Annotated in this window: 26 protein-coding genes and 1 tRNA gene; 19 read left to right on the top strand and 8 right to left on the bottom strand. The window is 66.2% G+C overall.

The features are described 5' to 3' along the window. The first annotated feature begins 198 nt into the window (after positions 1 to 198). The 5 genes from AAFN89_RS04935 to AAFN89_RS04915 all read left to right on the top strand — a co-directional run bounded on the left by AAFN89_RS04935 (position 199) and on the right by AAFN89_RS04915 (position 4,035). Complete coding sequence (locus AAFN89_RS04935; protein WP_347536523.1) at positions 199 to 1,008, top strand: ABC transporter ATP-binding protein; 810 nt, start codon at positions 199 to 201, stop codon at positions 1,006 to 1,008. A 111-nt stretch (positions 1,009 to 1,119) separates the two neighbouring features. Continuing rightward, entirely contained in the window at positions 1,120 to 1,932 is an 813-nt protein-coding gene (locus AAFN89_RS04930; RefSeq protein WP_347536522.1) for a transporter substrate-binding domain-containing protein, read from the top strand. A 76-nt stretch (positions 1,933 to 2,008) separates the two neighbouring features. Further along, complete coding sequence (locus tag AAFN89_RS04925) at positions 2,009 to 2,716, top strand: ABC transporter permease (protein WP_347536521.1); 708 nt, start codon at positions 2,009 to 2,011, stop codon at positions 2,714 to 2,716. 3 nt (positions 2,717 to 2,719) lie between these two features. Beyond that, on the top strand, positions 2,720 to 3,418 hold the full coding sequence (locus AAFN89_RS04920; protein WP_347536519.1) for an ABC transporter permease: 699 nt from the start codon (positions 2,720 to 2,722) through the stop codon (positions 3,416 to 3,418). Between the two features lie 185 nt (positions 3,419 to 3,603). Continuing rightward, positions 3,604 to 4,035, top strand: a complete 432-nt coding sequence (locus tag AAFN89_RS04915; RefSeq protein ID WP_347536517.1) for a CBS domain-containing protein — start codon at positions 3,604 to 3,606, stop codon at positions 4,033 to 4,035. A gap of 259 nt (positions 4,036 to 4,294) precedes the next feature. Here the strand turns inward: AAFN89_RS04915 and AAFN89_RS04910 are convergent, their stop codons facing one another. Next, a complete protein-coding gene (locus AAFN89_RS04910; protein ID WP_347536514.1) occupies positions 4,295 to 5,206 on the bottom strand; it encodes a MurR/RpiR family transcriptional regulator in 912 nt (303 codons plus the stop codon). 220 nt (positions 5,207 to 5,426) lie between these two features. On the opposite strand from AAFN89_RS04910, the gene AAFN89_RS04905 reads away from it, so the two are divergent. The 4 genes from AAFN89_RS04905 (at position 5,427) to AAFN89_RS04890 (ending at position 11,305) form a co-directional block, all read left to right on the top strand. After that, positions 5,427 to 6,392, top strand: a complete 966-nt coding sequence (locus AAFN89_RS04905) for a TAXI family TRAP transporter solute-binding subunit (RefSeq protein ID WP_347536513.1) — start codon at positions 5,427 to 5,429, stop codon at positions 6,390 to 6,392. 99 nt (positions 6,393 to 6,491) lie between these two features. After that, positions 6,492 to 9,134 (top strand): TRAP transporter permease, encoded by a 2,643-nt coding sequence (locus tag AAFN89_RS04900; protein WP_347536512.1) that lies wholly within the window; start codon positions 6,492 to 6,494, stop codon positions 9,132 to 9,134. Between the two features lie 16 nt (positions 9,135 to 9,150). Continuing rightward, the gene (locus AAFN89_RS04895) at positions 9,151 to 10,497 is read left to right on the top strand and encodes an aspartate aminotransferase family protein (protein ID WP_347536511.1); all 1,347 of its coding nucleotides are present in this window, start codon (positions 9,151 to 9,153) and stop codon (positions 10,495 to 10,497) included. Continuing rightward, complete coding sequence (locus tag AAFN89_RS04890) at positions 10,490 to 11,305, top strand: 3-keto-5-aminohexanoate cleavage protein (RefSeq protein ID WP_347536509.1); 816 nt, start codon at positions 10,490 to 10,492, stop codon at positions 11,303 to 11,305. Before AAFN89_RS04895 ends, AAFN89_RS04890 begins: the two co-directional genes overlap by 8 nt. A 15-nt stretch (positions 11,306 to 11,320) precedes the next feature. Here the strand turns inward: AAFN89_RS04890 and AAFN89_RS04885 are convergent, their stop codons facing one another. Beyond that, a complete protein-coding gene (locus AAFN89_RS04885) occupies positions 11,321 to 11,824 on the bottom strand; it encodes a PAS domain-containing protein (protein ID WP_347536507.1) in 504 nt (167 codons plus the stop codon). 181 nt (positions 11,825 to 12,005) lie between these two features. Here AAFN89_RS04885 and AAFN89_RS04880 point away from each other — a divergent pair, with 181 nt between their 5' ends. The 5 genes from AAFN89_RS04880 to AAFN89_RS04860 are packed head-to-tail and all read left to right on the top strand — an operon-like array spanning position 12,006 to position 16,637. Next, the gene (locus tag AAFN89_RS04880) at positions 12,006 to 13,277 is read left to right on the top strand and encodes an amino acid ABC transporter substrate-binding protein (RefSeq protein WP_347536505.1); all 1,272 of its coding nucleotides are present in this window, start codon (positions 12,006 to 12,008) and stop codon (positions 13,275 to 13,277) included. 36 nt (positions 13,278 to 13,313) lie between these two features. Further along, positions 13,314 to 14,186 carry a branched-chain amino acid ABC transporter permease gene (locus AAFN89_RS04875; RefSeq protein WP_347536504.1) on the top strand — a complete coding sequence of 291 codons (873 nt, stop codon included), beginning with the start codon at positions 13,314 to 13,316 and terminating at the stop codon, positions 14,184 to 14,186. A gap of 11 nt (positions 14,187 to 14,197) precedes the next feature. Beyond that, on the top strand, positions 14,198 to 15,169 hold the full coding sequence (locus AAFN89_RS04870) for a branched-chain amino acid ABC transporter permease (RefSeq protein ID WP_347536502.1): 972 nt from the start codon (positions 14,198 to 14,200) through the stop codon (positions 15,167 to 15,169). Then, positions 15,166 to 15,888 (top strand): ABC transporter ATP-binding protein, encoded by a 723-nt coding sequence (locus AAFN89_RS04865; protein ID WP_347536500.1) that lies wholly within the window; start codon positions 15,166 to 15,168, stop codon positions 15,886 to 15,888. The genes AAFN89_RS04870 and AAFN89_RS04865 overlap by 4 nt, the downstream gene beginning before the upstream one ends. Beyond that, positions 15,885 to 16,637, top strand: a complete 753-nt coding sequence (locus tag AAFN89_RS04860; protein WP_347536498.1) for an ABC transporter ATP-binding protein — start codon at positions 15,885 to 15,887, stop codon at positions 16,635 to 16,637. The genes AAFN89_RS04865 and AAFN89_RS04860 overlap by 4 nt, the downstream gene beginning before the upstream one ends. Before the next feature lie 12 nt (positions 16,638 to 16,649). Here AAFN89_RS04860 and AAFN89_RS04855 read toward each other — a convergent pair whose 3' ends face one another. Next, positions 16,650 to 17,321, bottom strand: coding sequence for a dihydrofolate reductase family protein (locus AAFN89_RS04855; RefSeq protein ID WP_347536496.1), 672 nt, complete (start codon positions 17,319 to 17,321; stop codon positions 16,650 to 16,652). A 71-nt stretch (positions 17,322 to 17,392) separates the two neighbouring features. On the opposite strand from AAFN89_RS04855, the gene AAFN89_RS04850 reads away from it, so the two are divergent. From AAFN89_RS04850 to AAFN89_RS04840, 3 genes are all read left to right on the top strand, one after another. Further along, positions 17,393 to 17,908 carry a helix-turn-helix domain-containing protein gene (locus AAFN89_RS04850; RefSeq protein ID WP_347536494.1) on the top strand — a complete coding sequence of 172 codons (516 nt, stop codon included), beginning with the start codon at positions 17,393 to 17,395 and terminating at the stop codon, positions 17,906 to 17,908. Between the two features lie 75 nt (positions 17,909 to 17,983). Further along, the gene (locus AAFN89_RS04845) at positions 17,984 to 18,436 is read left to right on the top strand and encodes a carboxymuconolactone decarboxylase family protein (RefSeq protein ID WP_347536491.1); all 453 of its coding nucleotides are present in this window, start codon (positions 17,984 to 17,986) and stop codon (positions 18,434 to 18,436) included. Further along, positions 18,436 to 19,290 (top strand): sigma-70 family RNA polymerase sigma factor, encoded by an 855-nt coding sequence (locus AAFN89_RS04840; RefSeq protein ID WP_347536489.1) that lies wholly within the window; start codon positions 18,436 to 18,438, stop codon positions 19,288 to 19,290. The genes AAFN89_RS04845 and AAFN89_RS04840 overlap by 1 nt, the downstream gene beginning before the upstream one ends. Before the next feature lie 132 nt (positions 19,291 to 19,422). On the opposite strand, the gene AAFN89_RS04835 is transcribed toward AAFN89_RS04840, so the two are convergent. From AAFN89_RS04835 to cobT, 5 genes are all read right to left on the bottom strand, one after another. Then, complete coding sequence (locus AAFN89_RS04835) at positions 19,423 to 20,421, bottom strand: hypothetical protein (RefSeq protein WP_347536487.1); 999 nt, start codon at positions 20,419 to 20,421, stop codon at positions 19,423 to 19,425. A gap of 365 nt (positions 20,422 to 20,786) precedes the next feature. Further along, a tRNA-Ala gene (locus tag AAFN89_RS04830) sits at positions 20,787 to 20,862 on the bottom strand. A gap of 139 nt (positions 20,863 to 21,001) precedes the next feature. Further along, a complete protein-coding gene (locus AAFN89_RS04825) occupies positions 21,002 to 21,571 on the bottom strand; it encodes an ActR/PrrA/RegA family redox response regulator transcription factor (RefSeq protein WP_347537033.1) in 570 nt (189 codons plus the stop codon). A gap of 36 nt (positions 21,572 to 21,607) precedes the next feature. Next, a complete protein-coding gene (locus tag AAFN89_RS04820) occupies positions 21,608 to 22,903 on the bottom strand; it encodes an ActS/PrrB/RegB family redox-sensitive histidine kinase (protein ID WP_347536485.1) in 1,296 nt (431 codons plus the stop codon). 134 nt (positions 22,904 to 23,037) lie between these two features. After that, positions 23,038 to 24,066 carry a nicotinate-nucleotide--dimethylbenzimidazole phosphoribosyltransferase gene (gene cobT, locus AAFN89_RS04815; RefSeq protein ID WP_347536483.1) on the bottom strand — a complete coding sequence of 343 codons (1,029 nt, stop codon included), beginning with the start codon at positions 24,064 to 24,066 and terminating at the stop codon, positions 23,038 to 23,040. A 120-nt stretch (positions 24,067 to 24,186) separates the two neighbouring features. Between cobT and cobS the strand changes: the two genes are divergently transcribed. Together cobS and AAFN89_RS04805 are read left to right on the top strand one after the other, a co-directional pair. Further along, positions 24,187 to 24,951 (top strand): adenosylcobinamide-GDP ribazoletransferase, encoded by a 765-nt coding sequence (gene cobS / locus AAFN89_RS04810; RefSeq protein WP_347536481.1) that lies wholly within the window; start codon positions 24,187 to 24,189, stop codon positions 24,949 to 24,951. Beyond that, positions 24,948 to 25,574, top strand: coding sequence for a histidine phosphatase family protein (locus tag AAFN89_RS04805; protein WP_347536479.1), 627 nt, complete (start codon positions 24,948 to 24,950; stop codon positions 25,572 to 25,574). The genes cobS and AAFN89_RS04805 overlap by 4 nt, the downstream gene beginning before the upstream one ends. Positions 25,575 to 25,586: the final 12 nt, after the last annotated feature.

Below are 25,586 nucleotides of genomic sequence, written 5' to 3'. Positions count from 1 at the left end.
CCTCACCCAACCCTCTCCCCGCGGGGAGAGGGCTCACCTTACCCTCGCCCCTCCGGGGAGAGGGAGGGACCCGGCGGAAGCAGGGAGGGTGAGGGGCGGTTGGTTTGTTCCGTTGACGCCGATAGCCGAAGCATGTTCCGTTATCGGCCCTCGCGACGGTCGCATGGCCGCAGCCCGAACTCACAGACGACGACGCGCGTGCAAGCACATACCCCTTCCGGTTTCACCGCCGACGGCCAGGATGCCGTTCCCGCCATTCTGGTGGAGGATCTGCACAAGCGGTTCGGCGATCTGGAGGTGCTGAAGGGCGTCCATCTGAATGCCCGTCAGGGCGACGTGATCTCCATGATCGGCTCGTCGGGATCGGGCAAGAGCACCTTCCTTCGCTGCATCAATCTGCTGGAGACGCCGGACAGCGGCCAGGTCCATGTCAATGGCGAGCTGATCCGCATGGAGAAGAACCGCAGCGGAACGGCGCGGCCGGCGGACCACAAACAGGTCGACCGCATCCGCGCCTCGCTGGGCATGGTGTTCCAGAGCTTCAACCTCTGGAGCCATATGACGGTGCTGGAGAACGTGATCGAGGCGCCGGTCCATGTGCTGAAGATGCCGCGAAAGCAGGCGATCGAGATCGCGGAGGCCCAGCTTGAGAAGGTCGGCATCGCCGACAAGCGCGACCATTATCCGAACCATCTTTCCGGCGGCCAGCAGCAGCGCGCCGCGATCGCGCGGGCGCTGGCGATGCGGCCCAAGGTGATGCTGTTCGACGAGCCGACCTCTGCCCTGGACCCGGAACTGGTGGGCGAGGTGCTGCGCGTCATCCGCCAACTGGCGGAGGAAGGCAACACCATGCTTCTGGTGACCCATGAGATGCGGTTCGCCGAGGAGGTGTCGTCGAAGGTCCTGTTCCTCCACCGCGGCCGGATCGAGGAGGAGGGATCGCCGGAGGAGGTGTTCAAGAATCCGCGTTCCGAGCGCTGCCGACAGTTCCTGGCGACCACTTTCTGACCCGCCTCCGACCGTCCGGCTTGACCTCGACCCCGATTGTCGGAAATTTGTCACAATGCGGGTCGCACTCAATCTACCAATCAACGACCCGACCAACAGGAGGCAACGATCGTGAACAAGATTACCGCCCTTATCGGCGTCGGCGCGCTGGCGTTCGCCGCGACCGCCGTCCAGGCCCAGGAAACCCTGCGCGTCGGCACGGAGGGCGCCTATCCTCCGTACAACTACACCGACGCGTCCGGCTCGCTGGTCGGCTTCGAGATCGAGCTGGGCCGCGAGCTGGCCGAACGCATGGGCACCGAGGCCGTGTTCATCCCGCAGGATTGGGACGGCATCATCCCGGCCCTGCTGAACGGCCGCTACGACGTCATCATGGCCGGCATGTCGATCAATGACGAGCGCCGGGAGCGGATCAACTTCACCCAGGGCTACGTGACCACCCCGGCCTGGTTCGTCGCGCCTGAGGACAGCGAATTGCAGTCGGCGGAGACCTTCGAGGAGGTCAGGGCGGCCCTGGAGGGTGAGAGCATCGGCGTCCAGGTCTCGACGATCCATCAGGCCTTCCTGGAGGAGAACATCCCCGACACCGACATCCGCCTCTACGACACCCAGGAGCAGTTGAACCTGGACCTGGCTTCCGGCCGCGTCGACGCCGGCCTGGCCGACGGCCCGGCCTGGGCGCCGTTCCTTGAATCCGCCGACGGTGAAGGCTTCGACCAGTTCGGACCCAGCCTGACCGGCGAGGACTTCGCCGTCTTCGGCGAAGGCGTCGGCATCGGCGTCCGCAAGGAGGACGAGGAGCTTCTGGCCCGGCTCAACTCCGCCCTGTGCGAGATGAAGGCCGACGGAAGCCTTGCGGAGCTGGCGACCGAATGGTTCGGTTTCGATACCTCCATGCGGGCCGATCCGGCGATCTGCGGCTGACCGGCCGAAGGATGCAGGAGAAGGCGGCCGTCCCGGCGCGCGGACGGTCGCCTTCGCCATTTCCGGGACATACGTCTTGATATTTGAACTGCTGGCCTTCGGCGAAACGGGTTGGGGCGACAACCTGCTGAGGGGCGCCGGGATCACCGTCCTGATCGCGGTCCTCTCCTTCGCCATGGGCCTGCCGATCGGCCTCTTGGGCGCAGGCGCGAAGCTTTCGGACAGCAAAGCCCTGCGTGGGATCGCGGACGTCTACACCACCGTCTTCCGCGGCGTGCCGGAACTGCTGGTCATCTACCTCTTCTTCTTCGGATCGTCCCAGGCGATCATGAAGGCAGCCGGGATCTTCGGCTATACGGGCTATCTGGAGCTGCCGCCCTTCCTGGTCGGCGTCCTGGCGGTCGGCGTTATCTCCGGCGCCTATTCGACCGAGGTGTTCCGGGGCGCGATCCTGGCGGTGCCCAAGGGCCAGATCGAGGCCGGAATGGCGATGGGCATGACCCCGTCCCTGATCTTCCGCCGCATCACCCTGCCGCAATTGCTGCGCTTCGCCCTGCCGGGGCTGGGCAATGTGTGGCAGCTGACGCTTAAGGACACGGCGCTCGTCTCCGTCACCTCGCTCGCCGAACTCATGCGCACCGCACAGGTCGCCTCGGGCTCCACGCGGGAGCCGTTCCTGTTCTACGTCACGGCCGCATTCCTCTATCTGGTCATGACCTCGGTCAGCCAGGGGCTGTTCCAGGCGGCAGAGCGGCATTACGACCGCGGCGTGCGGAGGGCCTGACCCATGGACTTCGCGCTGATGTGGGAAAGCCTGCCGACGATCCTGGGCGGGACCTATGAGACGATGCGGCTGGTGGTGCTGTCGCTGCTGGTCGGCCTTGTCGGCTCCGTAGTCGTCGCGCTGATGCGGCTGTCGCGGAGCGCCATCCTCTCCGGCCTCGCCTACTGGTATGTCTATGTCTTCCGCGGCACGCCGCTCTTCGTCCAGATCTACCTGATCTATTACGGCCTGGGGCAGTATGTCGATTTCTGGGAATCGATCGGGCTCTGGGTCGTCCTGCGCGAGCCCTTCTGGTGCGCCATCATCGCGCTGGCGATGAATACCACCGCCTATACGTCGGAGATCATCAGGGGCGGCATCCTTTCGGTGCCCAACGGGCAGTTGGAGGCGGCGAAGGCCTGCGGCATGTCTCCCTTCATGGCGTTCCGGCGGATCACCCTGCCGGTCGCCATCCGCCAGGGCCTGCCGGCCTACGGCAACGAGGTCGTGCTGATGGTCAAGGCGACCTCGCTGGCCAGCACCATCACCTTGATGGAGATGACGGGCATCGCCAACCAGATTATCTCCCGCACCTATGCCGTGCTGGAGGTCTTCCTGGTCGCCGGCGCCATCTATCTGGCCATCAACTTCCTGGCGACGCGGCTGGTCCGCGCGCTGGAATGGAGGCTGACGCCCTATCTGCGGCCCCGCCCCACCTCGTGATTTCGCCCCCGATTTCACCATCGACGCTAAGGGCGGCGGCGTATTACCATCTTTCCATAAAGGGGAGCGTTCGGCCGGGTCCGGGCGTTTCACCTACGAACAAGGGAAGAACAAGGCCGTCCGTCGCCCGTGCTTCCACCGATCGACGCCGGCGACGGCCCCGCCTGTCAGGAGGAGGAGCGCCGATGACTGTCGAGAGCATCCTGCGGATCAAGGGCACGGAGGTGACTACCGCCCGGCCGGACGAAAGCATCCGGTCGATAGCGAGGACGCTGGCCGCCAGGCGCATCGGCGCGATCGTCATAAGCCGCGACGGCCGGAAGGTCGACGGCATCCTCTCCGAACGCGATGTCGTCCGGGTGATCGCCGAAAGCGGCGACGCCGCGCTGGACGCGCCGGTTGAGACGATGATGACGAGGACTGTCGTCACCTGCGGCCGCCGCGACCGCATCGAAAGCGTCATGGCCACCATGACCGCCCGCCGCATCCGCCACGTCCCCGTGGTCGAGGACGGCGCGCTGGCCGGCATCATCTCCATCGGCGACGTGGTCAAGAGCCGCCTTGAGGAGGTCGAGCACGAGGCCCAGTCGCTGCGGGAGTATATCTCGGGCTATTGATGCCCTCCTGAGCCCGCCGGAGAATGCGGGGCATACATGGTTCGACAGGCTCACCCTTCCCCTTTTTGGTCATTCCGGACTTGATCCGGAATCCATGGATCGCCGCCGCTTCACCGGCGGAGAAGAACGGACGCACCCCTGCCAGCCTCGAAGTCCCATGGATGCTGAATCAAGTTCAGCATGACGGTTCTGGCTGAAGGAGCGGGGCACACATGGTTCGACAGGCTCACCATGAGGGAGAAGGGCGGCGAAACCCCGCCTACTCCACATACCCTCCTACCCGTCGCACCCGGTCCTCGAAGCTGGTCACGTTGTCTATCGCCGGGCGGCCGGAGAGGCTGACCATGGTGGCGAGCAGCGCCTCGCACACAGCCTGGCAGGCGACCAGCGACGGCAGGTAGTGCGGGCTTTCCATGGGGATCGACAGCACCCCCCAGGCGTCCCGCGCGATGGGCGATGTCGGGCGGTCGGTGACGGCGACGATCCGCATGCCGGCGCCCTGGGCGAGCCGGGCGGCGCGGACCATCTCCGCCGAATAGGGTTCGAAGGTGAAGACCATGAGCATGTCGCCGGGCGCGCCGAGCGCCAGTTCGTCGATCAGCATGCTCTCCGCCGTCGGGACGAGGCGGATGTGTGGGAACGCGATGCGGCCGACATAGGCGAAGTAGACCGCCAGCGAGCGTGACGACCGCACTCCCACCACATGCACGGCCGGAGCGGTGACGATCCCCTTGGCGATGCGTTCCAGCGACACCGCCATTTCGGGCTGAAAGAACGCCTCGATATTGGCGATGGCCGATCGTGCGACCGTCTGGAAGGTCCCCTGCTCCCCGCCCTGGGAGCCCTGTCGCGCCTCCCGCTGGAGGGCGGCCGCCCGCGTTCCGTAATGGACCTTCCGCGCCTGGAGCGCCGCGCGGAATACCTCGCGGAACGCCTCGAAACTGTCGAAGCCGGCTGCCTGCGCCAGACGGATCACCGCCGACGGGTTCACCCCCGCGACATGGGCGAGGCGGCGGACGGAGAGGAAGGCCACCTCGTCCGGATTCTCCAGCACGAATCCTGCCAGCTTCTGGGCCTGGGGGCTCAGATCCTCATAGCGCGCCAAAAGCGCCTGCCGCAACGCGTCGGGACCTTCGGCGCGGGGTGGAGAGGGTTGACGATCCTCAGGCATCGATCCTTCCCCAATCCTTGCATACGTTCGTTGATTGCCGGCTGCGGATTCCCGTCTTCGTCGACGCGTTCAGCGCGTCCAAAGCCCGGATTGTCCGGCACATTATGGAAACGAATGTATTCTATATTGACATAGAGGCAACATTTGTTTTGCAATCGCCGGCTTCGACGCGTCTCCTCGATGAGGAGCGAACAAACAAATCGAGAGGGAGGCTTTAGTCATGAAGCACAGGCTTTTGGCGCTGGCGCTGACCGCGACCGTCGCGGCCGCCGGCGGCGCGCAGGCACAGGACCAGCAGTTCATCACCATCGGTACCGGCGGCGTCACCGGCGTCTACTACCCGACGGGCGGCGCGATCTGCCGGCTGGTCAACAAGGACCGGAGCGAGCACGGCATCCGCTGTTCGGTCGAATCGACCGGCGGCTCGGTCTACAACGTCAACACGATCCGCGCCGACGAGCTGGATTTCGGCGTCGTCCAGTCGGACATCCAGTACAAGGCCTTTCATGGCGAGGACAACTTCGCCGATCTTGGTCCGTTTGAGGATCTGCGGGCCGTCTTCTCCCTGCATCCGGAACCGATGACCGTGGTCGCCCGGGCCGAAACCGGGGCCGAAAACCTTCGCGACCTGGAAGGGATGCGCGTCAATATCGGCAATCCCGGCTCCGGCCAGCGGGCCACCATGGAAGTCCTCCTGGAGGCGATGGGCTGGACGACGGAGAATTTCTCCCTGGCGTCCGAACTGAAGCCGGCGGAGCAGAGCGCGGCGCTCTGCGACAACAATATCGACGCCTTCGTCTACACCGTCGGCCATCCGTCGGGCTCGATCCAGGAGGCGACGACCACCTGTGAATCCGTCCTGGTGGACATCGCCGGACCGGCGGTCGACGAGCTTGTCTCGGAGTTTCCGTACTACCGCAAGGCCGTGATCCCCGGCGGGATGTATAACGGCAACCCGGAGGACACCCACACCTTCGGCGTCGGCGCCACCATGGTCACCTCCACGAACACGTCCGACGAGGTGGTCTACGCGCTGGTGAAGGCGGTCTTCGACAATTTCGAGGAGTTCAAGTCGCTGCACCCGGCGCTGGCCGAGCTGACACCGGAGGAGATGATCTCCAGCGGCCTGTCCGCCCCGCTGCATCCGGGCGCGGTCAAGTATTATGAAGAGCAGGGCTGGATGTAATCCGGCCGGCGGAAGGGGCTTCGGCCCCTTCCGCGCCTTACCAAAAAAGAAGAAATTGCTGCAGGGCCCGCGAAAAGCGGCATGGCGGGAGGCATCGCGATGACCAGGACCGACGACGACCGGACGGCGGAACTTGAGGCGCTGGCCGCCACGGAGACGGGCGCGCGCCACCCGGGCCCCTTCGTCGCGAAGCTGATCGCGGTCACCGCCTTCGCTTGGTCGGTGTTCCAGATCTGGATCGCCTCGCCGCTCCAGTTCACCTTCGCCAACATCCTGCCGGTCCTCAACGACACGCATACGCGGGCGATCCATCTCGCCTTCGGCATGTTCCTGGCCTACATGGTCTTCCCAGCGCTGAAGCGCAGCCCGCGCGACCGGGTGCCGGCGACAGACTGGCTGCTCGCCATCGCCGGCGCGCTGGCGGCGGCCTATATCTCGATCTTCTACCGTGACCTGGCGCAGCGGCCTGGCCTTCCGACGACGATGGACCTCGTCTCCGCCGGGATCGGCATGGTGCTGCTGCTTGAGGCGACACGCCGCGCGCTGGGGCCGGCGCTGACGATCACGGCTCTGGTCTTCCTTTCATACGTCTTCTTCGGCAACGCCGCCTGGGTGCCGAACGTCATCCAGTGGCAGGGCGCGTCCTTCGCCAAGGCCATGTCCCATCAATGGCTGACGACGGAGGGCGTGTTCGGCATCGCGCTGGGCGTTTCGGCGAATTTCGTCTTCCTCTACGTGCTGTTCGGCGCGCTGCTGGACCAGGCCGGCGCCGGCAACTACTTCATCAAGGTCGCCTTCTCCCTGCTGGGCCATCTGCGCGGCGGGCCGGCCAAGGCGGCCGTCGTCGCGTCGGGGCTGAACGGCCTCGTCTCCGGCTCCTCGATCGCCAATGTGGTGACCGGCGGGTCGCTGACCATCCCGCTGATGCAGCGCGTGGGATATCCCGCCGCGAAGGCCGCGGCGATCGAGGTCGCCTCGTCGGTCAACGGCCAGATCATGCCGCCTGTGATGGGCGCGGCCGCCTTCCTGATGGTGGAGTATGTCGGCATCCCCTATTCCGAAGTGATCCGGCACGCCTTCCTGCCAGCGATCATCACCTATATCGCCCTGCTCTACATCGTCCATCTGGAGGCGCTGAAGCTGGGCATGACCGGCATGCCGCGCCCTGGCGCGGACCGGCCCCGGTTGGTCCGCCTCATGCGCATGGGCATCGGCATCGCCAGCCTGCTGATCGCGCTGGGCGCGATCTACTATGCGGTGAAGTTCACCCAGGCGATCTTCGGCGACACCGCCTTCTGGGGAATCATGGCGGGCACGCTCGCGGTCTATGTCGGGCTTGTCTTCCTCTCGTCGCGCCAGCCGGACCTTGAACTGGACGATCCGAACGCCCCGCTGACGGAGCTTCCCCAACTGGTCCCGACCCTGCTGACCGGGCTGCACTTCCTGCTGCCGATCTATGTGCTGGTCTGGTGCCTGATGGTGGAGTTCCTGTCGCCTGGCCTGTCGGCCTATTGGGCGACGATATCGCTGATCTTCATCGTCGTGACCCAGCGGCCGCTGATGGCCTTCTTCCGAGGAAGCCGGGAGCTGGCGGGCGCGGCGATGCTGGGACTGGACGACATGGTCCAGAGCTTCATCGGCGGCGCGCGCAACATGATCGGCATCGCGCTGGCAACGGCCACGGCGGGCATCGTCGTCGGCACCGTGACGCTGACCGGCATCGGCCAGGTCATGACCCAGTTCGTCGAGGTCATGTCCGGCGGGCACCTGCTGATCATGCTGGCGTTGGTCGCGATCATCAGCCTCATCCTCGGCATGGGGCTGCCGACGACCGCCAACTATATCGTCGTCGCCACGCTGATGGCCCCCGTGGTGGTGGAGATCGGCGCTCAGGAGGGGCTGGTGGTGCCCCTGATCGCGGTCCACCTGTTCGTCTTCTATTTCGGTCTTATGGCCGATGTGACGCCGCCGGTCGGCCTCGCCTCCTTCGCCGGCGCGGCGATCGCGCGCGAAGACCCGATCAAGACCGGCATCCAGGCTTTCATCTATGAATCGCGAACTGTCGTCCTGCCCTTCATGTTCATCTTCAACACCAAGCTGCTGCTGATCGGCATTGAGGGTCCCCTGGACTTGGTGCTGACGATCGCGACGGGGCTGGCGGCCGGGCTTCTGGTCGCCGCCGCGATGCAGGGCTGGTTCGTGACGCGCAGCCGGTGGTGGGAATCCCTCGCCCTCTGCATGATCGCCTTCACCCTGTTCCGGCCGGATTTCTGGCTCAATCAGGTCGAACCGGAATTCGCAACGCTGCCGCCGACGGAAGTGACGGAGGCGGCGGCGGAAATCCCGACGAACGGGGTCCTGCGCCTCGCCATCAGAGGCCCCGACTACATGACCGGCCGGCCCCGCGACCTGACCGTTCTGGTCCCGCTGGGCGAAGCCGGCGCGGACGGCGCGACGCGGCTGGAGCAGGCGGGAATCATCCCGGTGGTCGAGGGCGACCAGGTGAGGCTGGAGGAGCCGTTCCCAACCTCCCCGCTGTTCGAGGAGTTCAAGGACTACGATTTCTATCTGGAGGACCGGCCCGTCCGGATAGATTCCGTCCAGGTCCGCAACGATCGCATGCCGGCGGGCGTGTTCTGGATCCCGGCCCTGCTGCTCTTGGGCCTCGTCGCCTGGCTGCAGTACCGCCGGAAGGCGCATTCGCCGGAGGCCGCCCCGGTCCCGGCCTCGGCCCGCATCTGAGGATCGCCCCCCGATCATGATCTCAGCTCACGTCTTCCCCCGCCACACGAAGGCGGACCTTCCCGTCGCGGCAGCCGGTGACGGGGCGTTCATCGTCGATGCCTCAGGGAAGCGATATCTGGACGCGTCGGGCGGGGCGGCTGTCTCCTGCCTCGGCCATTCCGACTCGGCCGTCATCGAGGCGATAAAGCGGCAGTTGGACACGCTCGCCTACGCCCATACCGGCTTCTTCACCAGCGAGCCGGCGGAGAGGCTGGCCGCGCGGTTGGCCGCCCGCGCGCCGGAGGGGATCGATCGTGTCTATTTCGTCTCCGGCGGGTCCGAGGCGATGGAGGCGGCGATCAAGCTGGCCCGCCAGTATTTCCTGGAGATCGGCCAGCCGAAGCGGCGTCATGTGATCGCTCGCCGGCAGAGCTATCACGGCAACACGATCGGCGCGCTGTCGGCCGGCGGCAACCAGTGGCGGCGCGCACAGTTCGAACCGCTGCTGTCGCCGGCGATGCATCATGTCGATCCCTGCCACGCCTGGCGCTGGAAGGAGCCGGGCGAAGGCGACGAGGAATACGGCCAGCGCGCCGCCGACAGCCTGGAAGCGAAGATCCTGGAGCTGGGGCCGGAGACGGTCGCTGCCTTCCTGGCCGAACCGGTGGTCGGCGCGACCATGGGGGCGGTGCCGGCCGTCGAGGGCTATTTCCGCCGCATCCGGGAGATCTGCGACCGTCATGGCGTGCTGCTGATCCTGGACGAGGTGATGTGCGGGATGGGCCGCACCGGCACGCTGTTCGCCTGTGAGCAGGAGGACATCTGCCCGGATATGATCGCGGTCGCCAAGGGGCTGGGCGCCGGCTATCAGCCGATCGGCGCGACGCTGGTGTCGGCCGCGATCTACGACGCCATCGAAAGCGGAACCGGCTTCTTCCAGCACGGCCACACCTATGCCGGCCACCCCACCGCCTGCGCGGCGGGTAACGCGGTCCTGACGGAGATCGAGGAGCGGGACCTGCTGTCGAACGTCCGCGCCATGGGCGATAGGCTGCGGGACGCGCTGGTCGCGCGGTTCGGCAACCATCCCCATGTCGGCGACATCCGGGGGCGCGGCCTGTTCCTGGGGCTGGAGCTGGTGGCCGACCGGGGCCTGAAGACGCCGTTCGATCCCGCCCTGAAGCTGGCGGCGAAGATCAAGAAGGCGGCGATGGTTGAAGGGCTGATGTGCTACCCGATGGGCGGCACGATCGATGGGGAGCAAGGCGACCACATCCTGATCGCCCCACCCTTCATCATAGATGAGAGCCATGTCGGCATGATCGTCGACCGGCTGGAATCCGCGCTGACGGCCGCCCTCCCCGTCCCCGCCCATGGCTGAGGCGGACGCCCGCCCGGCGGGCCGGACGATCATGGTCGCGCCCAACGGCGCGCGCCGCACAAAGGAAGACCATCCCGCCCTGCCGATGACGGTGGCCGAAGTCGCCCGCACAGCGGCGGAGTGCCGGGAGGCAGGCGCCGACGCGATCCATGTCCATGTCCGCGACCGGGACGGCGCCCATGTGCTGGACGCGGAACTCTACGGACAAGCGACAGCGGCGATCCGCCGCGAGGCCGGACCGGACCTGCTGGTGCAGATCACGACCGAGGCGGTGGGGCGCTACCGGCCGGAGGAGCAGGCGGCGATCGTCCGCGCCGTGCGGCCGCGCGCCGTCAGCATCGCGCTGAAGGAGCTGTGTCCGGAGGATGAGGGGCCGTCCCTGACCCTCGCGCGCGACCTCTACCACTGGGCGGCGAAGGAGGAGATCGCCGTCCAACACATCCTCTACGCGCCCGACGAGATCGAGCGGGCGGCGCGGCTGATGACGGCGGGCGTTCTGCCGTCCAGCCGGGCGGACCTGCTGTTCGTGCTCGGCCGCTACGTCGCGAACCAGGAGTCCGACCCGGGGGCCTTGACCGGGTTCCTCTCGACCCTCGCCGCGACCGGCCTCGACGCAAGCTGGAGCGTCTGCGCCTTCGGCCGGGGCGAGACGGCGGCGCTGGCCGCCGCGATGGCGCTGGGCGGCCACGCCCGCGTCGGCTTCGAAAACAGCCTGCGTCACGCCGACGGTAGCATCGCCGCCAACAATCGCGAACGCGTCGCCGCCATCGCGGAGATCAGGGAGAGGCTGGGATTGACGGCTCCGTGACCATCTCCCCACCGGTCACTCGATCGCCCTGACCGAAGAGAAGCCTGGAACCTCCATCTCTTGGAGGGTCGGCCAGCGGGTGGCGGAGCGGTTGTTGGCGCGGCGGATGTGGAAATAGGTGAGGATCTGGCCGACCGCGTCGGCGCCGGTCGAGAAAGGCACCATCAGCTTCTCCATCTCGATCTGTTTCGCCGGATGGGGAGAGGAGGCGCTGTTTATCAGCACCGGACGCCGCCGGTCGGCGCACAGCGCCCACTGTTCCAGCACATGCCGGCGCAGCGGCTCCTCCAGCGCCTCGTCCAAATACCAGCCGGTATAGTCGCGCCCGTCGAGTTCCCGGACCGCGGTGCCGATCAGCCGCAACCGGAAACGCCGTGGGTCGCGTTCGACATCGCAGATGACTAGGCGGCCCATCCAGGGCGCGAAATCCTCGGCATGGAGATTGGCGCGATCGGGAATGTCCCGGCCGTTGCATCTGGCCCGCCAGAGATCGAGGAGGCGGCTCGTGGTTTCAAGCATTGCATATCCGGGGAAACGGCAACCGCTGTCCGTTATATAGAACAGCAACCGCTAAACGCTGCTTAACCGCCCGCGCGCAATCGGGATCGGAAAATGCGCCTTGATCGGCGTTAACCACTTTGCCAGAGTGAAATACACGGTACGGACGAACGAAAAATACCGACAGGGGGAGAAAGCGACCATGTCACGGAACAGAGGCCGGATCACAAGGCGGCAGTTCAGCAGGTACAGCATGGTCGCGGCGGGCGCGGTCGCGGCGGGCGGACTTCCCCTTCGCGGGCTCCGCGCGCAGCAGCCGGCCCTGAAGGTCGGAGTCATCACCTCCCTCTCCGGCGCCAACATCTTCGGCGGCAATTTGACCCGCAGGGGCTACGATCTGTGGGCGGAGACCGTGAACCAGCAGGGCGGGGTCGAGATCGGCGGCCAGCGCTATCCGGTCGAGATGTTCTATGGCGACGACCAGAGCAATCCGGCCACCGGCGCCGATGCCGCGGAGCGGCTGATCGTGGGGGAGGAGGTCGACGCGCTGTTCGGCCCCTACACCAGCGGCGTCACGCTGGCGGTCCAGCCGATCTGCGAGAAATATCAGGTCCCCATGATCTCGGGCTCGGCGGAATCGCCCAATGTCTGGAAGGCGCGGCCGGAGTTCAATTTCGGCATGATCCCGGCGGTCGACAATTCGGCCGGACAGTCGATAGAGGTGCTGACCAACCTGTCCGAACCGAAGGCCACGACCATCGCGGTCATCGGGATCAACGAGCCCTTCTCCCTGGAGACGGCGGAAGGCTTCCAGGCGGGGGCCGAGGAGATCGGTCTGGAGGTCCTGGCCTTCGAGCTGGTCCCGGCCACGGGGGACATGACGCCGGTCATATCGAAGATCGCGGCCCTCAACCCCGACATCGTCGCGGTGGGCGGCCATGAGGCGGCGCTGATCAACACCGTCAAGGCTTCGAGATCCCTGAACTTCCGGCCGAAATCGCTGATCATGCATTACGGCGTGACGATTCCGGCCTTTGCGCAGGAACTGGGCGGCGACGCCGACGGCACGAGCGGCATCGCCGTATGGCTGCCGTCGGTGCCCTATGAGGACAGCCTCTTCGGCACGGCCGAGGATTACAGCATGGCGGCTTACAACAGATGGGGCAGCTATCCCGACTACACCGAAGCCGCCTGCTCCGCGAGCGGACTCGTCCTGGGGGACGCCGTCCGGAGGCTGGGCATCGTCCCGCCCTTCAGCGCGGAGGACAAGGTGGCGCTGAAGGACGCCATCGCGGCGACCGACATCACCACCTTCTACGGGCCCGTGAAGTTCGAGCAGGATGGCGACCATTATCATGACAATATCCAGCCGAGCCCGGTCCTGATCCAGATCAAGGACGGGGCGGTGGTCGCCGTCGGACCGGAGGAGGCTGCGGCGGCGGAATTCACCTATCCGCTGCCGGCGTGGCAGTGATCTTGTTCGAGGGGCGGGGCTGAGCGGGGAGAGCTGGTGGACCTTCTGCTCCAGACCCTGCTCAACGGCATCCTGATCGGGGGCGTCATCGCGTCGTTTTCGATCGGCTTTCAATTGACCTTCGGCGTGCTCCACGTCATCGACTTTGCGGTCGGGGCATGGGTGGTGCTGGGCGGCTATCTCGCCTACTGGCTGTCCGTCGCGTTCGGGGTCGACGGGCTGCTGGCACTTCCCGTCGCCTTCCTGGTGCTGGGCGCGGCCGGCTATCTGATCGGGCCTGTCGTCTACCGGGTCCGCAACAGCCGCTACGCCCGGCCGGAGCTCATGGCGCTGGCGCTCACCTTCGGCATGTTCACCCTCTTCAGGGGCGGCGCGCTGACGCTTTGGGGCTTCAACACCAGGAGCGTGGAAACCGTGCTCAGCGGCGAAAGCCTGCTGATCGGCCCGATCGCGGTGCCGCTGCTGCGTGTCGCCGCCTTCGCCTTCGCCGCGACGGTGGCGATCGTCCTCTTCCTCATCCTCTACCGCACGCGCTATGGGCTCGCCATCCGGGCGACAGCGGAGAACCGACACAACGCCGCGCTGATGGGCGTGAATGTCGAGCGGCTGAGCGCCAACGTCTACGGGCTCTACGCCGGCGTGACCGGCATGGCCGGCGTGCTGATGGCCGCGATCTATTCGGTCAATCCGGAGATCGGCCTGCGCTACACGCTGTTCGCCTTCTTCGTCGCCGTCCTCGCCGGGCTGGGATCGGTCGGCGGGGCGATCGTCGCGGCGATCTTCTTCGGCGTCATGGAGGCGGTGGTGGCGACCTATGTCGGCGCCAGCTACTCCCATCTCGCCATCTTCGGCACGCTCTACCTTGTGCTGCTGGTGTCGCCCCGGGGCATATTGGGGCGCGGGCTTTGACGCAACCGGCCATGCCGACGCTGCTGGGTCGGGTGTTTCTCGCGATCCTGTTCGCGGCCGCCCTCGCACTGCCCCTGATGATAGACGCCTACTGGCTGCGCATCGCCACGGGCGTGTGCATGTGGGCCGGCCTCGCCTGCTCCTGGAACATGATCGGCGGCTATGCCGGCTATATCGATTTCGGCCATTCCGCCTTTTTCGGCATCGGCGCCTATGCCAGCGCCATCCTGATGGGCGGCGCGTTCGGCTGGCCCTTCGCGGCGACGGTGCCCATCGGCATCCTGGCCGCCATGGCCGTGGCCGCCGTGATCGGCGGGCCGACGCTCAGGCTGCGCGGCGCCTATTTCGCCATCGCGACCTGGGCGTTCGCGGAGATGCTGATGCAGTTCGCATCGGTCTCCCGGATCACCGGCGGAGTCGCCGGGCTGAGCCTGCCGCCCTTCCTCAACGAGCGGTTCTTCTATTACGCCATGCTGGCTGCGGCGGCCGTCACCTACGCCGTCACCTGGCTGCTGTTCGAACGCTCGCGCTTCGGCTTCAAGGTCAAGGCGCTGCGCGACCATGAGCCGGCGGCCGAGGCCATGGGCATCAACACCGCCATTGTGAAGCTGCAGGCCTACGTCCTCAGCGCCGCCTTCGCGGCCCTGTTCGGCAGCGTCTTCGCCTATTGGGTCACCTTCATCGACCCCCGCAGCGTGCTGGGCGGCAATATCACCGACCAGATGGTGGTCATGGTGCTGCTTGGCGGCCTGGGCAGCCTGTGTGGACCGGCGCTGGGCGCGGCGGCGCTGTTCATGATCAACCGCTATTTCTGGATGAGCTGGGGAGACACGACGGCCTATATCGCGATCCTGGGCCTCGCGATCATCGCGGTCGTGCTGTTCCTGCCCAACGGTCTCGCCGGTCTGTTCGCTCGCCGTGAAACGCCGCATGCCGGCCACGCCCTGTGGCGTGCGCTCCGCCGGCCGGGAGACCGGCGGTGACTGGCGAAGAGGCGATCCTGGCCGTGCGCGGCCTGCGGCGCAGCTTCGGCGGCATCCATGCCGCCGACGGCGTCGACCTGGAGGTCCGCCGCGGGGAGGTGCTGGGCCTGATCGGGCCCAATGGCAGCGGGAAATCGACCCTGTTCAACCTAGTGTCGGGCGGCATCCGCCCCGATTCCGGACAGATCCTGTTCGAAGGCCGGGACATCGCCGGCTGGAAGGCCCATCGGGTGGCCCGCGCCGGACTGGCGCGCACCTTTCAGATCCCGGCCCTGTTCGACAACATGACCGTGATGGACAATCTTCTGGCCGCCGCCGCGCAGGATTGCTGGGACGGCGCGCGAGACCGCGCCGAAGAGGTGATGCGGCTGCTCCATATCGACCACGTCCGCGACCACCGCGCTTCGGACCTGTCGGGCGGGCAGCAGAAGCTGGTCGAGTTCGGGCGGGCGGTCATGCGCAAGGCGAGCCTGGTCCTGCTGGACGAGGTGACGGCCGGCGTGCATCTCAATATCCGGACGATCATCCTGGACGCCGTCGCCCGGCTGCGCGGCGAGGGGGTGACCTTCGCCTTGATCGAACATGACATGGAACTGGTCCGCAATGTCTGCGACCGCATCATCGTCATGGATGCCGGACAGGTCGTCACCACGGGCAGCTTCGACGAGATCGCCGCGAATTCGGAGGTGATGCAGGCCTATCTGGGGCGGCGCGCATGAGCCGCCTTTCCGCCACCGGCATCGTCACCGGCTATGGCCGGCAGGAGATCGTCCACGGCGTCTCGCTCACCGCGGACAGCGGCGCCGTCACCTGCGTCTTCGGCCCGAACGGCAGCGGCAAGTCCACCCTGCTGAAAGCCATCGCTGGCGCACTGCCCGCCTGGCAGGGAACGGTCGATCTGGACGGGCGGAACATCGGCAACCTGCCGGTCCATGCGGTGGCGCGGGAGGGGCTGGTGATGATGCCCCAGGGCGGAGGGGTGTTCCCGCGGCTGACGGTGATCGACAATCTGAAGATGGGCGGCTACGTGATCTCCGACCGCCGCCGGATGGACCGGCGGATCGACGCCCTGCTGGAGGAGTACCCCTCGCTGAAGCGGCGGACGAACGTCGCGGCCGGATCGCTCAGCGGCGGAGAGCAGATGATGCTGGCGCTCGCCCGCGCCCTGATGCCCGAACCGCGCTTCATCCTGCTGGACGAGCCGTCCGCCGGCCTCTCCCCCGCCCTGGTGTCTGAGACGCTGGAGCGCATCCGCGCCCTGAGCGCCCAGGATATCGGCGTGGTGATGGTCGAGCAGAATATCCGCGAGGCCCTGCCGATCGCCGACCGGCTCTACATCCTCGCCGCCGGAGAGGAACGCTTCGCCGGCACGCCCGACGATGTCCGCGACGACGCGCAGCTGATGGACATCTATATGGGGCAGGAGCAGGCCACGGACGCGGCCCGCCCCGAATCGAGCGGGCTTTAGCGTCCAACCTTCCTACCTGGTCAGCACGACATGGGTGGCGTGTTCCGTGGCGACGTGTTCGCTCACACGGTAACCGAGCGACGGCAGATCGAGACCGGTCAGAAGGTGTTCGCCGGAGCCGAGAAGAATCGGTGAGATCGCAAAGTGCATCTCGTCGACAAGCCCGGCGCGCAGATATTGCCGGATCGTCGCCACCCCTCCGCCGATCAGCACATCCTTGCCGTTGGCGGCTTGAACCGCGCGCTCCAGCGCCGCTTCAACGCCGTCGGTCACGAAGTGAAAGATCGTACCGCCCTCCATGGTGACCGGCGCGCGTTCATGGTGCGACAGCACGAAGACGGGGCAGTGGTAGGGAGGATTGTCTCCCCACCATCCCTTCCAGTTTTCATCGGGCCAGGATCCGCGAACCGGTCCGAACATGTTTCGGCCCATGATCCACGCGCCGATATTCTCGAACTGCCGCGCCGCGAAGTCGTCGTCGACGCCTGTCGTGCCGCCCTCCTTTCCGTGCACCCGCTGAAATGTGCGGGTCGGGACGAACCATTCGTGCAGGGCCTCGCCGCCTTCGCCCAGCGGATTGTCGACGCTCTGGTTAGGGCCGGCGCCGAAGCCGTCGAGCGACAGGCTGAAACAGGCAACTCGAAGTTTGGACATGGCAAATCCCTTTCCGATGACCGATTGCATTTCACAATCAGTTGTGATGTCGCATAACTAATCCTATATTGCAACCGGTTTTTTCGGGGGAGTGCGCACATTTGGATATCGAGCGACGGTCGGGCTGCCCGATCAATCTGACGATGGAGGTGCTGGGCGACCGATGGAGCCTCGTCGTCATTCGCGACATCATGTTTGGCAACCGCCGGCATTTCCGCGATCTTCTGACGCATTCCGAGGAGAGGATCGCCTCGAACATACTCGCCGCGCGGCTCAAGCGGCTCGTCGTCCTCGGGCTATTGTCCAGGCAGGACGACCCCAGCCACAGCCAGAAAGCCATCTACAGCCTCACCGAGCCGGCGATCCAGCTGGTCCCGGTCTTCGCGATGATCGGCGCATGGGGGCGCCGGCATCTACCCGTCAGCGAAGAACTCAGCATTCGGGCGCGACTCCTTGAGGAGGGAGGAACGCCGATGTGGGACCGGTTCATGGACGAGCTGCGCCTGATCCACATCGAGGATCCGATCGGCGGCGCCGGCGGCCGGCATGCTTCGTCCGTCCTCGCCGATCTGACAGCGGCCTACGAGCGTGCGCGGGATAAAGCATCGAGCGCATGAATTTTTTCGCCCGCATGTCACATGGGACCGAGCTGCCTCGTCATGTTACCGAAACCAACCAAAGGAATCGGACCCATGACCGCCAAGCTTGATCCTTTCGCCGCCGCCCCCGCGCTCATGAAAAGCTGGATGGGCACCTCAGTCGCCGTCGCCGCCAGCCTTGAGCCGAGCCTCATCGAACTGGTGAAGATCCGCGCCTCCCAGATCAATGGCTGCGCCAACTGCATCAACATGCACACCGCCGAGGCCCGCGCGAAGGGCGAGACGGAGCAGCGAATCTACCTGCTCTCGGCCTGGCGGGAAGCGCCATGTTACAATGAGCGCGAGCGCGCCGCGCTCGGCTGGACCGAGGCGTTGACGCGACTTTCCGAGGATCATCCGGCCGAGGACGCCCACGAAGCGCTGGCGGCCCAGTTCACCGAGGAGGAGCAGGTGAAGCTCACGCTCATGATCAACGTCATCAACGGATGGAACCGCCTCGCCGTCGGCTTCAATTTGTGGCTCGATCCGGTGAAGGCGGCGGCCTGATGGAAGCGGCGCTGGATGATGCGGCGGCGAGCTTCGATCCGCTGCGCCGCACGCTCACCCGCGTCGCCTACCGCATGCTCGGCTCGGTCGCCGACGCCGAGGATGCGGTGCAGGAGGCCTTCATCCGCTGGATGAAGGCCGACCGCGCCCAGATACGCGAGCCCGAGGCCTTCCTGCGCCGCACGGTGACCCGGCTTTGCCTCGACCAGCTCAAATCGGCGCGGCGGCGGCGCGAGACCTATATCGGCCCCTGGCTTCCCGACCCGATCGTCGACGAGGAAGAGGAAGAAGACGTCACCCTGCCTCTGATGCTCGCGCTGGAGCGCCTTTCGCCGCTGGAGCGCGCCGCCTTCCTGCTGCACGATGTGTTCGGAGCCGATTTCGAGGAGGTGGCGGAGACGATCGGGCGCGACGCCGCCGCCTGCCGTCAGCTGGCCGCCCGCGCCCGCAGCCACGTTCGCGAGGCGCGCCCGCGCTACACGCTGGAGAAGGAGCGCGGCCTGGAGCTCGCCCGCGCCTTCTTCGATGCGTCCCGCAGCGGCGACATGACCGCGCTGGGCTCAATGCTCGCGGCGGATGTCAGCATGCATGCCGACGGCGGGGGCAAACGCTCGGCCGCTCAACAGCCGGTCCTGGGCTTCGACGATGTGATGAAGTTCCACAAGGCGCTGGCGGCGCTGTTCCTGAAACACGGCTCCGAACTCGTTCGGATGAGCTCCGTCAACGGTCTTCCGGGCTTCGTCACGCGCGAGAGCGACGGCGAGTTCCAGACCACCGCGTTCGAAGTCGAAGACGGCAAGATCACCGCCATCTACGTCGTCCGCAATCCGGACAAGCTGCGGCACCTGCATTAAATCCTTGGATGAGTGGCCAGAGCCGACCTCATGACCGAGGAGGAAGCCGTTCAACTCGACCGAACGGCGCTAACGTGGCCAGAGCTTCAGCGCGCCATGAATGGACGTGAGAAAGGTGACCGAACGGCTTGGCTATCTATCTCGCCCAATGAGATCGAGCAGTTCCGCCACGTCATCCAAGAATTCAACCCTGTTCCCATCATCATCATATCTCAGCACCTTGATCTCGAGTGTGCGAAGCACTTGGGTATCAGTATCAGACGGATAATCAGGGAGAACGATTACGGTCATTTTTGGTGCATTGAGAAGTTTGGAATAAAAAAAGAGCTGACCAATTGCCGTATATATACTATAGGGAGATACAGTTGTCTTAATTTCAAACAGTGCAACCGTGGACTCTTCACTCCCAAAGAACAGGTCGGGCCCTCGGCGCAACATGCGTTTGTCAGACGGATCGCAACCCATAGCGTATAGCTGATCGGCGAGGGCCGTCACTACCGCATCGTGGCGCGAATTGACCTCCAGCGGGTCGCGAGGCGGAACGCAATAGCGGCGCGGCAGTTTCCTGTCGAACAAGGAATGTTTGGTGGCGCGCGGTCGTCGGCCAGTTTCACGTTCATTCCAATACTCCCGCACCCGCCAGCAGGCTCGGACAAAATCATCCAAGTCATCAAGAAACTCGGGCGCATCAAGACAAGCCACGCGATAAAAGTCTCTCGATTTTTCACCGTTGAACCAAACTGTCTCGCGCTCTCGATCAAGATCGAACACCTCATCGAACATTGTATTCGTGATGCTTTTGGGCTTTGCCTTAAGGAAGCCCCAGTGGCATAGCCATCTCTCCCCACCCTCTTTAGCGATTAACCCCGTAAGGTTGGGGTTACTTCCTACCAGTGGAGCATTGATCTGGACGATACGGTCGTCGTCATCACCGCCGCGACCGACACCAAACTCTGTCCAATATTTTTGGTCACGCTTGTTTATCCAGAAATCCGCCCAAATTCCTCGATCGAGGAGATTCCAGCGAGTCCGACGTCCGACTCGCGCTGCATCCGGAGCCCCGGAAAATTTTTCCTGCAGGTCGCGTATGGCTCCCGCAAGAGCTACACGATTAGTGATTGGTTCGAGCAAAATATTTCCCGCGCTTTAAGTTGTATTTTGTGTAAATACAACTTATGCCAATCAAGTCAACTCGATATTCATGCGAATTTCCGTGGTTCTTCTGATGATGATCTGATCTGAGATTTTCCTTTTTAAGCCTGTCGGCAAGGGATTAGCCATCCTCGCGTCTCAGAGTTGGGTTGCGGGCTCCTGGACTCGTGGTCCAATTTGTCGCCAAACTTCGCTCGGTTGCAGTGGACCGCAAACTTGTCCTGCGATGGTGCCTGTTGCAACAGGCAGCAGGCTCTGGAATATCGCTCGCGCCCTCGAACAACTCGCCGATCTCGCTCAGGTTACCTGAGATAAGCGATAGCGGTTCCATGTCTTGATTTAAATGGTGGAGCCGATCGGGATCGAACCGACGACCTCTAGAGTGCGATTCTAGCGCTCTCCCAACTGAGCTACGGCCCCACGCTGAACGCTTCGGTCGGGAAAGGAGCCTGATGGCCCCCGGCGAAGCGGCGCGCACTATGTTCCGGCGAACCCGGCCTGTCAAGCGCCAGAACGGCCCTTTCGGCGGCCGTTTTCAGCCGCAAACTTCACCCCTCGATCAGCCCCGGGGCGCGTGCTTGTTGAGGATGCGCTGGAGGGTCCTGCGGTGCATCTTCAGCCGGCGCGCCGTTTCCGAAACGTTGCGGTCGCACTGTTCGAAGACGCGCTGGATATGCTCCCACCGCACCCGGTCGGCGGACATCGGGTTGTCCGGCGGCGGCGGCAGGGCGTCTTCGGAATCCGCCAACAGGGCGGCTTCCACCTGGTCGGCGTCGGCCGGCTTGGAGAGATAGTCGACCGCGCCGGCCTTCACGGCGGAAACGGCGCTGGCGATGTTGCCGTAGCCGGTCAGGACGACGATGCGGGAATTCGGCCGTTCCTCCCGCAGGACCGGCACGACCGCCAGCCCGTTGCCGTCGCCCAGCCGGAGGTCCAGCACCGCGAAGGCGGGCGCGACCTGGCGGGCGAGATCGATCGCCACGGCCATCGTGTCGGCGACCACGACCTCGAACCCCCGCTTCTCCATCGCCCTGGCGAGACGGTTCCGGAAGGGCGCGTCATCGTCGAGGATCAGGAGGCTTTTCCCGGCATTGCGCGCCGGCAGGGGCCTGGGGGTTTCGGCTGTCATGGACTGCATGTCGTCAGAGCCCTCCTTCCGGGCTGCTCATTCAAGGATATCACGCGGCCAGGAGACGACAACCTTGGCGCCACCGTCCCGGCCGTTGGAGAAGTCCAGCGTCGCGCCGGCATGCTCCAGAAGCGTCGTCGCGATGAAGATGCCGAGCCCCATATGCACGCCGTCATTCGATCGCGCGACCCGGCCCTCGCCCCTTCCCGATATATAGGGTTCCCCGATGCGGGCGAGGAGTCCGGCCGGGAATCCCGGTCCGTCGTCCCGGATCGTCAGCGTCACCCGGTCGGCCGACCAGGCGGTGCGGACCGTCACCTCGGCCCTGGCGAACTGGAGCGCGTTCTGGAGCAAATTGCCGAGGCCGTGGAGCAGCTCCGGCGTCCGGCGGATCGCCGGCGGATCGCCGGCGTCATCCGAGTCGATATCGAGGATGATTTCCGGCCTCAGATGCGGCTGGGCCGCAGTTTCGACCAGCACCGGGAGCGGCAGCTTCTCGTAAGGATCGCCGCCGCCGATATCGGGCTGGCTGGCGAGGTCTGCCAGGATGCGGCGGCACCGTTCGCTCTCGCTCATGAGCAGCGTCACATCCTCCGCGAGGGCGCTATCCCGCGGCAGATCGCGTGACAGTTCCTTCGCCACCACCGCGATGGTGCCGAGCGGCGTGCCCAACTCATGCGCCGCGGCGGCCGCCAGCGCCCCCAGCGCCGACACGCGCTGTTCGCGGGCGAGCGCCATCTGGCTGGCGGCGAGCGCATCGCCCATCCGGCGCGCCTCCTCCGCCACATGGTGGACATAGGCCGCGACGAAGACCGCCGACACGCTCATCGCCAGCCAGATGCCGAAGACATAGACCGCCGGCAGATTCATGTCCCCGGCCGGGCCCGGCAACGGGTAGTGCCAGAGCCCCAGCACCAGCGTGCAGACCAGGGTGAGCGCGGTGAGCGCGACCGTGCTGCGCCGCGACAGGATGGTTGCCGATACGGTCAACGGCGCGAGCAGCATCATGCAGAAGGGGTTGAGCAGCCCGCCCGACAGCGACAACAGGACGGTGAGCTGGAGCAGATCGTAGGCGATATAGAGGGCGGCGTCCCGGTCGCCCAGCCGCAGCCTGGTCCGCCCCTGCAGGGTGGCGGCGACGTTCAGCAGGACCGACACGCCGATGACCGCCAGGAGCGGCCCGAGCGGCAGGGGGTAGCCGAGCCCGAAGGCGACGCCCAGGACGGCGGCGAGCTGGCCCGCGATGGCGACCCAGCGGATCAGGATCAGCGTCCGCAGGCTGACCCGGCCCGTAGAGCGGAGCCAGGGCGCGTGGCGCTCCTTCCCTTCCATTCTCACCTTTCCTTATCGTCGCGAACCACTCCTTGATGACCTACCCTATCGGAAGACCATGCGGGAGGCGGTTTCGGCCGACAGCAATGGGCAAATCCGCGGCGGATTGCCGCCGGCCAAGGTCCGGCCCCAGGTCAGGCGGGGCCGCTGATCCCGGCATCCGCGAAGGTCGCCATGCCGGCATGGCATTCCACCGCCGCCCGCACGACGTTGATCGCCAGCGCCGCGCCGGAGCCTTCGCCGAGACGCATTCCGAGATCAAGGATCGCCTCCCGCCCCAGCCGGTCGAGCAGGCGGCGATGGCCGGGTTCGGCGGAGACATGGGCGACCAGGCAATGATCCAGCGCCTTCCGGTCGATCGACCACAGGACGGCCGCTGCCGCCGTGCAGGCGAAACCGTCCAGCAGCACCGGCGTCCGCGCCAGGCGCGCCGCCAGGATCGCGCCGACAATGGCCGCCAGTTCCAACCCGCCCAGGCAGCGCAGCACCTGCAGCGGATCGGTCAGCGCCTCCTTATTGGCGGCGATCGCGTCCTCTATCGCTTCGATCTTGCGGTCGATGCCATCCCGGTCGATTCCGGTGCCAGGGCCGACCCAGTCGGCCGCCGACCCACCGAACAGCACGGTGCAGAGTGCCGAAGCGGCGGTCGTGTTGCCGATCCCCATCTCGCCCAGGCAGAGCAGGTGCAGCCCCTGGTCGACCGCCATCATGCCGTAGGCCATGGCCTGCGCGCAGCCCTGCTCGCTCATCGCCGGGCCGGCCGTGAAATCGTTCGTCGGCGTGTCGAGGTCCAGCTCATAGACCCGCAAATCGCTGTCGGCCATCCGACAGAGCTGGTTCACCGCCGCGCCGCCATCGGTGAAGTTCTTCATCATCTGGGCCGTCACCTCCACCGGATAGGCGGAGACGGGCCGGGCCTTCGCGACACCATGATTGCCGGCGAAGACGGCGACGCGCGGATGGCGCATGTCCGGCGGATGGCGGCCCTGCCAGGAGGAAATCCAGAACGCGATCTCCTCCAGCCGGCCGAGCGACCCTGCCGGCTTGGTAAGCTGGCCTTCCCGAAGGCGGGCTGCGGTGCCGGCCTCTAGGTCCGGCCCCGGCAGCTTACGCACGAGATCGCGGATTTCGTCGAAGGTGATTGCCGGGCGGGCGTCGGGCATGGCGGATCGCGATCGGTTGGGGAACGGGAAGGGCAGGCGAGGTCTTTGCCACGCCGAAGGCCCGCGCGTCAAAACGATAGCTCTGGACGGGGCGGGCATAACCGCCGATCTTCCGCCGCCATGGACAGCGCCTTCCGTTCCTGGGCCCGCGATATCCTCGCCGCCGCAATCTTTCTGACCCGGCTGCCGCTGCGATGGCGGGGCGAATGGCCGCCCGGCCTGCACGCCAGCGCCCAGCGCGCCTTTCCGATCGTCGGGGCGGGAACCGGCCTCGCCGGCGGGGCGGTCTATTTTGTCGCCCATGGCGTCGGGCTGCCGCCCGTGCTGGCGGCGATCGCTGCCGTCGCCGTCCAGGCGCTGCTGACCGGCGCGCTGCATGAGGACGGGCTGGCCGACATGGCCGACGGGTTGGGCGGCGGGCGCGACCGGAACCGCAAGCTGGAGATCATGCGCGACAGCCGGATCGGCAGCTATGGCGCGATCGCGCTGATGCTGGGGCTGGCGGCGCGGATCGGCGCGATCGCCGCCATCGGCGATCCGGCGGCGACAGCCGCAGCACTGGTCGCGTCCGGGGCCGCATCGCGCGCGCTGCTGCCCTTCCTGACCCGCCATTTCGATCCGGCCCGCCGGGACGGCATCGCCGCGACGGCCGGCCGGCCGGCGCTCGGCATCGCCCTGACCGCCGGGGGGCTCGCGATATTGGCGGCGGTTGTCGCGATCGGGATCGGCGCGGGCCTGGCGGCCATCGCCGTGGCGGCGGCGGCGGCCTTCGGGGTCGCCTGGATTGCCCGGCGACAGCTCGGCGGCTATACCGGCGACGTGCTCGGCGCCGCGCAACAGGCGGCCGAGATCTTCTTCCTGCTGACCCTGGTGGCCTGCCGATGACCAAGACGACCCGCTGGTGGTGGATCCGCCATGCCCCCGTCATCAATCCCAGCGGCCATATTTACGGCCAGCTGGATGTCGAGGCCGACATCAGCGACGGCCGGCCCTATGCCGGGCTGGGCCCGCGCCTGCCGCGCGACGCGATCTGGGTCACCACGCCCCTTCAGCGGACGCGGCGGACGGCGGAGGCCTTGATGCGCGATGGCGGCCATGACGAGCCGCCGATCGTCGAGCCGGACCTGATGGAGCAGAATTTCGGCGACTGGCAGAACCGGCCCCATGCCGAGATCTATCAGGCGCTGGGCGCGCGCCACCCCTTCTGGCTGAGCCCGGCGGAGACGCGGCCGCCCAACGGGGAAAGCTTCGTCGACCTTGCCGAACGGGTGGCGGCGGTCGTGGAGCGGCTGTCCCGCGACCATGCCGGCCGCGACATCGTCGCCGTGACCCATGGCGGCACGATCCGCGCGGCGCTGGCCCAGGCCCTGGCGCTGGAGCCCGAACGGGCGCTGGCCTTCGTCATCGACCATGTGTCGCTGACCCGGCTGGATCTGATCGGCGCGGAGGGCGATGCCCCGGCCTGGCGCGTCGGCGGCGTCAATCTGCCGGCGCATCTGGTGGTCTGAGGACCACCGCCG

The organism is Inquilinus sp. CAU 1745, assembly GCF_039839375.1.
Taxonomy (GTDB): domain Bacteria; phylum Pseudomonadota; class Alphaproteobacteria; order DSM-16000; family Inquilinaceae; genus JBDOQU01.
This window is presented reverse-complemented; position numbering and strand designations above follow the sequence as displayed.

Bases quoted from the DNA above. Each gene is read 5' to 3' on its own strand.
- AAFN89_RS04820 (WP_347536485.1), bottom strand. From the start codon at position 22,903: ATGGAAGGGAAGGAGCGCCACGCGCCCTGGCTCCGCTCTACGGGCCGG.
- AAFN89_RS04885 (WP_347536507.1), bottom strand. From the start codon at position 11,824: ATGCTTGAAACCACGAGCCGCCTCCTCGATCTCTGGCGGGCCAGATGC.
- cobS (WP_347536481.1), top strand. From the start codon at position 24,187: ATGGACAGCGCCTTCCGTTCCTGGGCCCGCGATATCCTCGCCGCCGCA.
- AAFN89_RS04915 (WP_347536517.1), top strand. From the start codon at position 3,604: ATGACTGTCGAGAGCATCCTGCGGATCAAGGGCACGGAGGTGACTACC.
- AAFN89_RS04890 (WP_347536509.1), top strand. From the start codon at position 10,490: ATGGCTGAGGCGGACGCCCGCCCGGCGGGCCGGACGATCATGGTCGCG.
- cobT (WP_347536483.1), bottom strand. From the start codon at position 24,066: ATGCCCGACGCCCGCCCGGCAATCACCTTCGACGAAATCCGCGATCTC.
- AAFN89_RS04900 (WP_347536512.1), top strand. From the start codon at position 6,492: ATGACCAGGACCGACGACGACCGGACGGCGGAACTTGAGGCGCTGGCC.
- AAFN89_RS04870 (WP_347536502.1), top strand. From the start codon at position 14,198: ATGCCGACGCTGCTGGGTCGGGTGTTTCTCGCGATCCTGTTCGCGGCC.
- AAFN89_RS04805 (WP_347536479.1), top strand. From the start codon at position 24,948: ATGACCAAGACGACCCGCTGGTGGTGGATCCGCCATGCCCCCGTCATC.
- AAFN89_RS04910 (WP_347536514.1), bottom strand. From the start codon at position 5,206: ATGCCTGAGGATCGTCAACCCTCTCCACCCCGCGCCGAAGGTCCCGAC.
- AAFN89_RS04880 (WP_347536505.1), top strand. From the start codon at position 12,006: ATGTCACGGAACAGAGGCCGGATCACAAGGCGGCAGTTCAGCAGGTAC.
- AAFN89_RS04920 (WP_347536519.1), top strand. From the start codon at position 2,720: ATGGACTTCGCGCTGATGTGGGAAAGCCTGCCGACGATCCTGGGCGGG.
- AAFN89_RS04860 (WP_347536498.1), top strand. From the start codon at position 15,885: ATGAGCCGCCTTTCCGCCACCGGCATCGTCACCGGCTATGGCCGGCAG.
- AAFN89_RS04855 (WP_347536496.1), bottom strand. From the start codon at position 17,321: ATGCAATCGGTCATCGGAAAGGGATTTGCCATGTCCAAACTTCGAGTT.
- AAFN89_RS04895 (WP_347536511.1), top strand. From the start codon at position 9,151: ATGATCTCAGCTCACGTCTTCCCCCGCCACACGAAGGCGGACCTTCCC.
- AAFN89_RS04845 (WP_347536491.1), top strand. From the start codon at position 17,984: ATGACCGCCAAGCTTGATCCTTTCGCCGCCGCCCCCGCGCTCATGAAA.
- AAFN89_RS04825 (WP_347537033.1), bottom strand. From the start codon at position 21,571: ATGACAGCCGAAACCCCCAGGCCCCTGCCGGCGCGCAATGCCGGGAAA.
- AAFN89_RS04905 (WP_347536513.1), top strand. From the start codon at position 5,427: ATGAAGCACAGGCTTTTGGCGCTGGCGCTGACCGCGACCGTCGCGGCC.
- AAFN89_RS04840 (WP_347536489.1), top strand. From the start codon at position 18,436: ATGGAAGCGGCGCTGGATGATGCGGCGGCGAGCTTCGATCCGCTGCGC.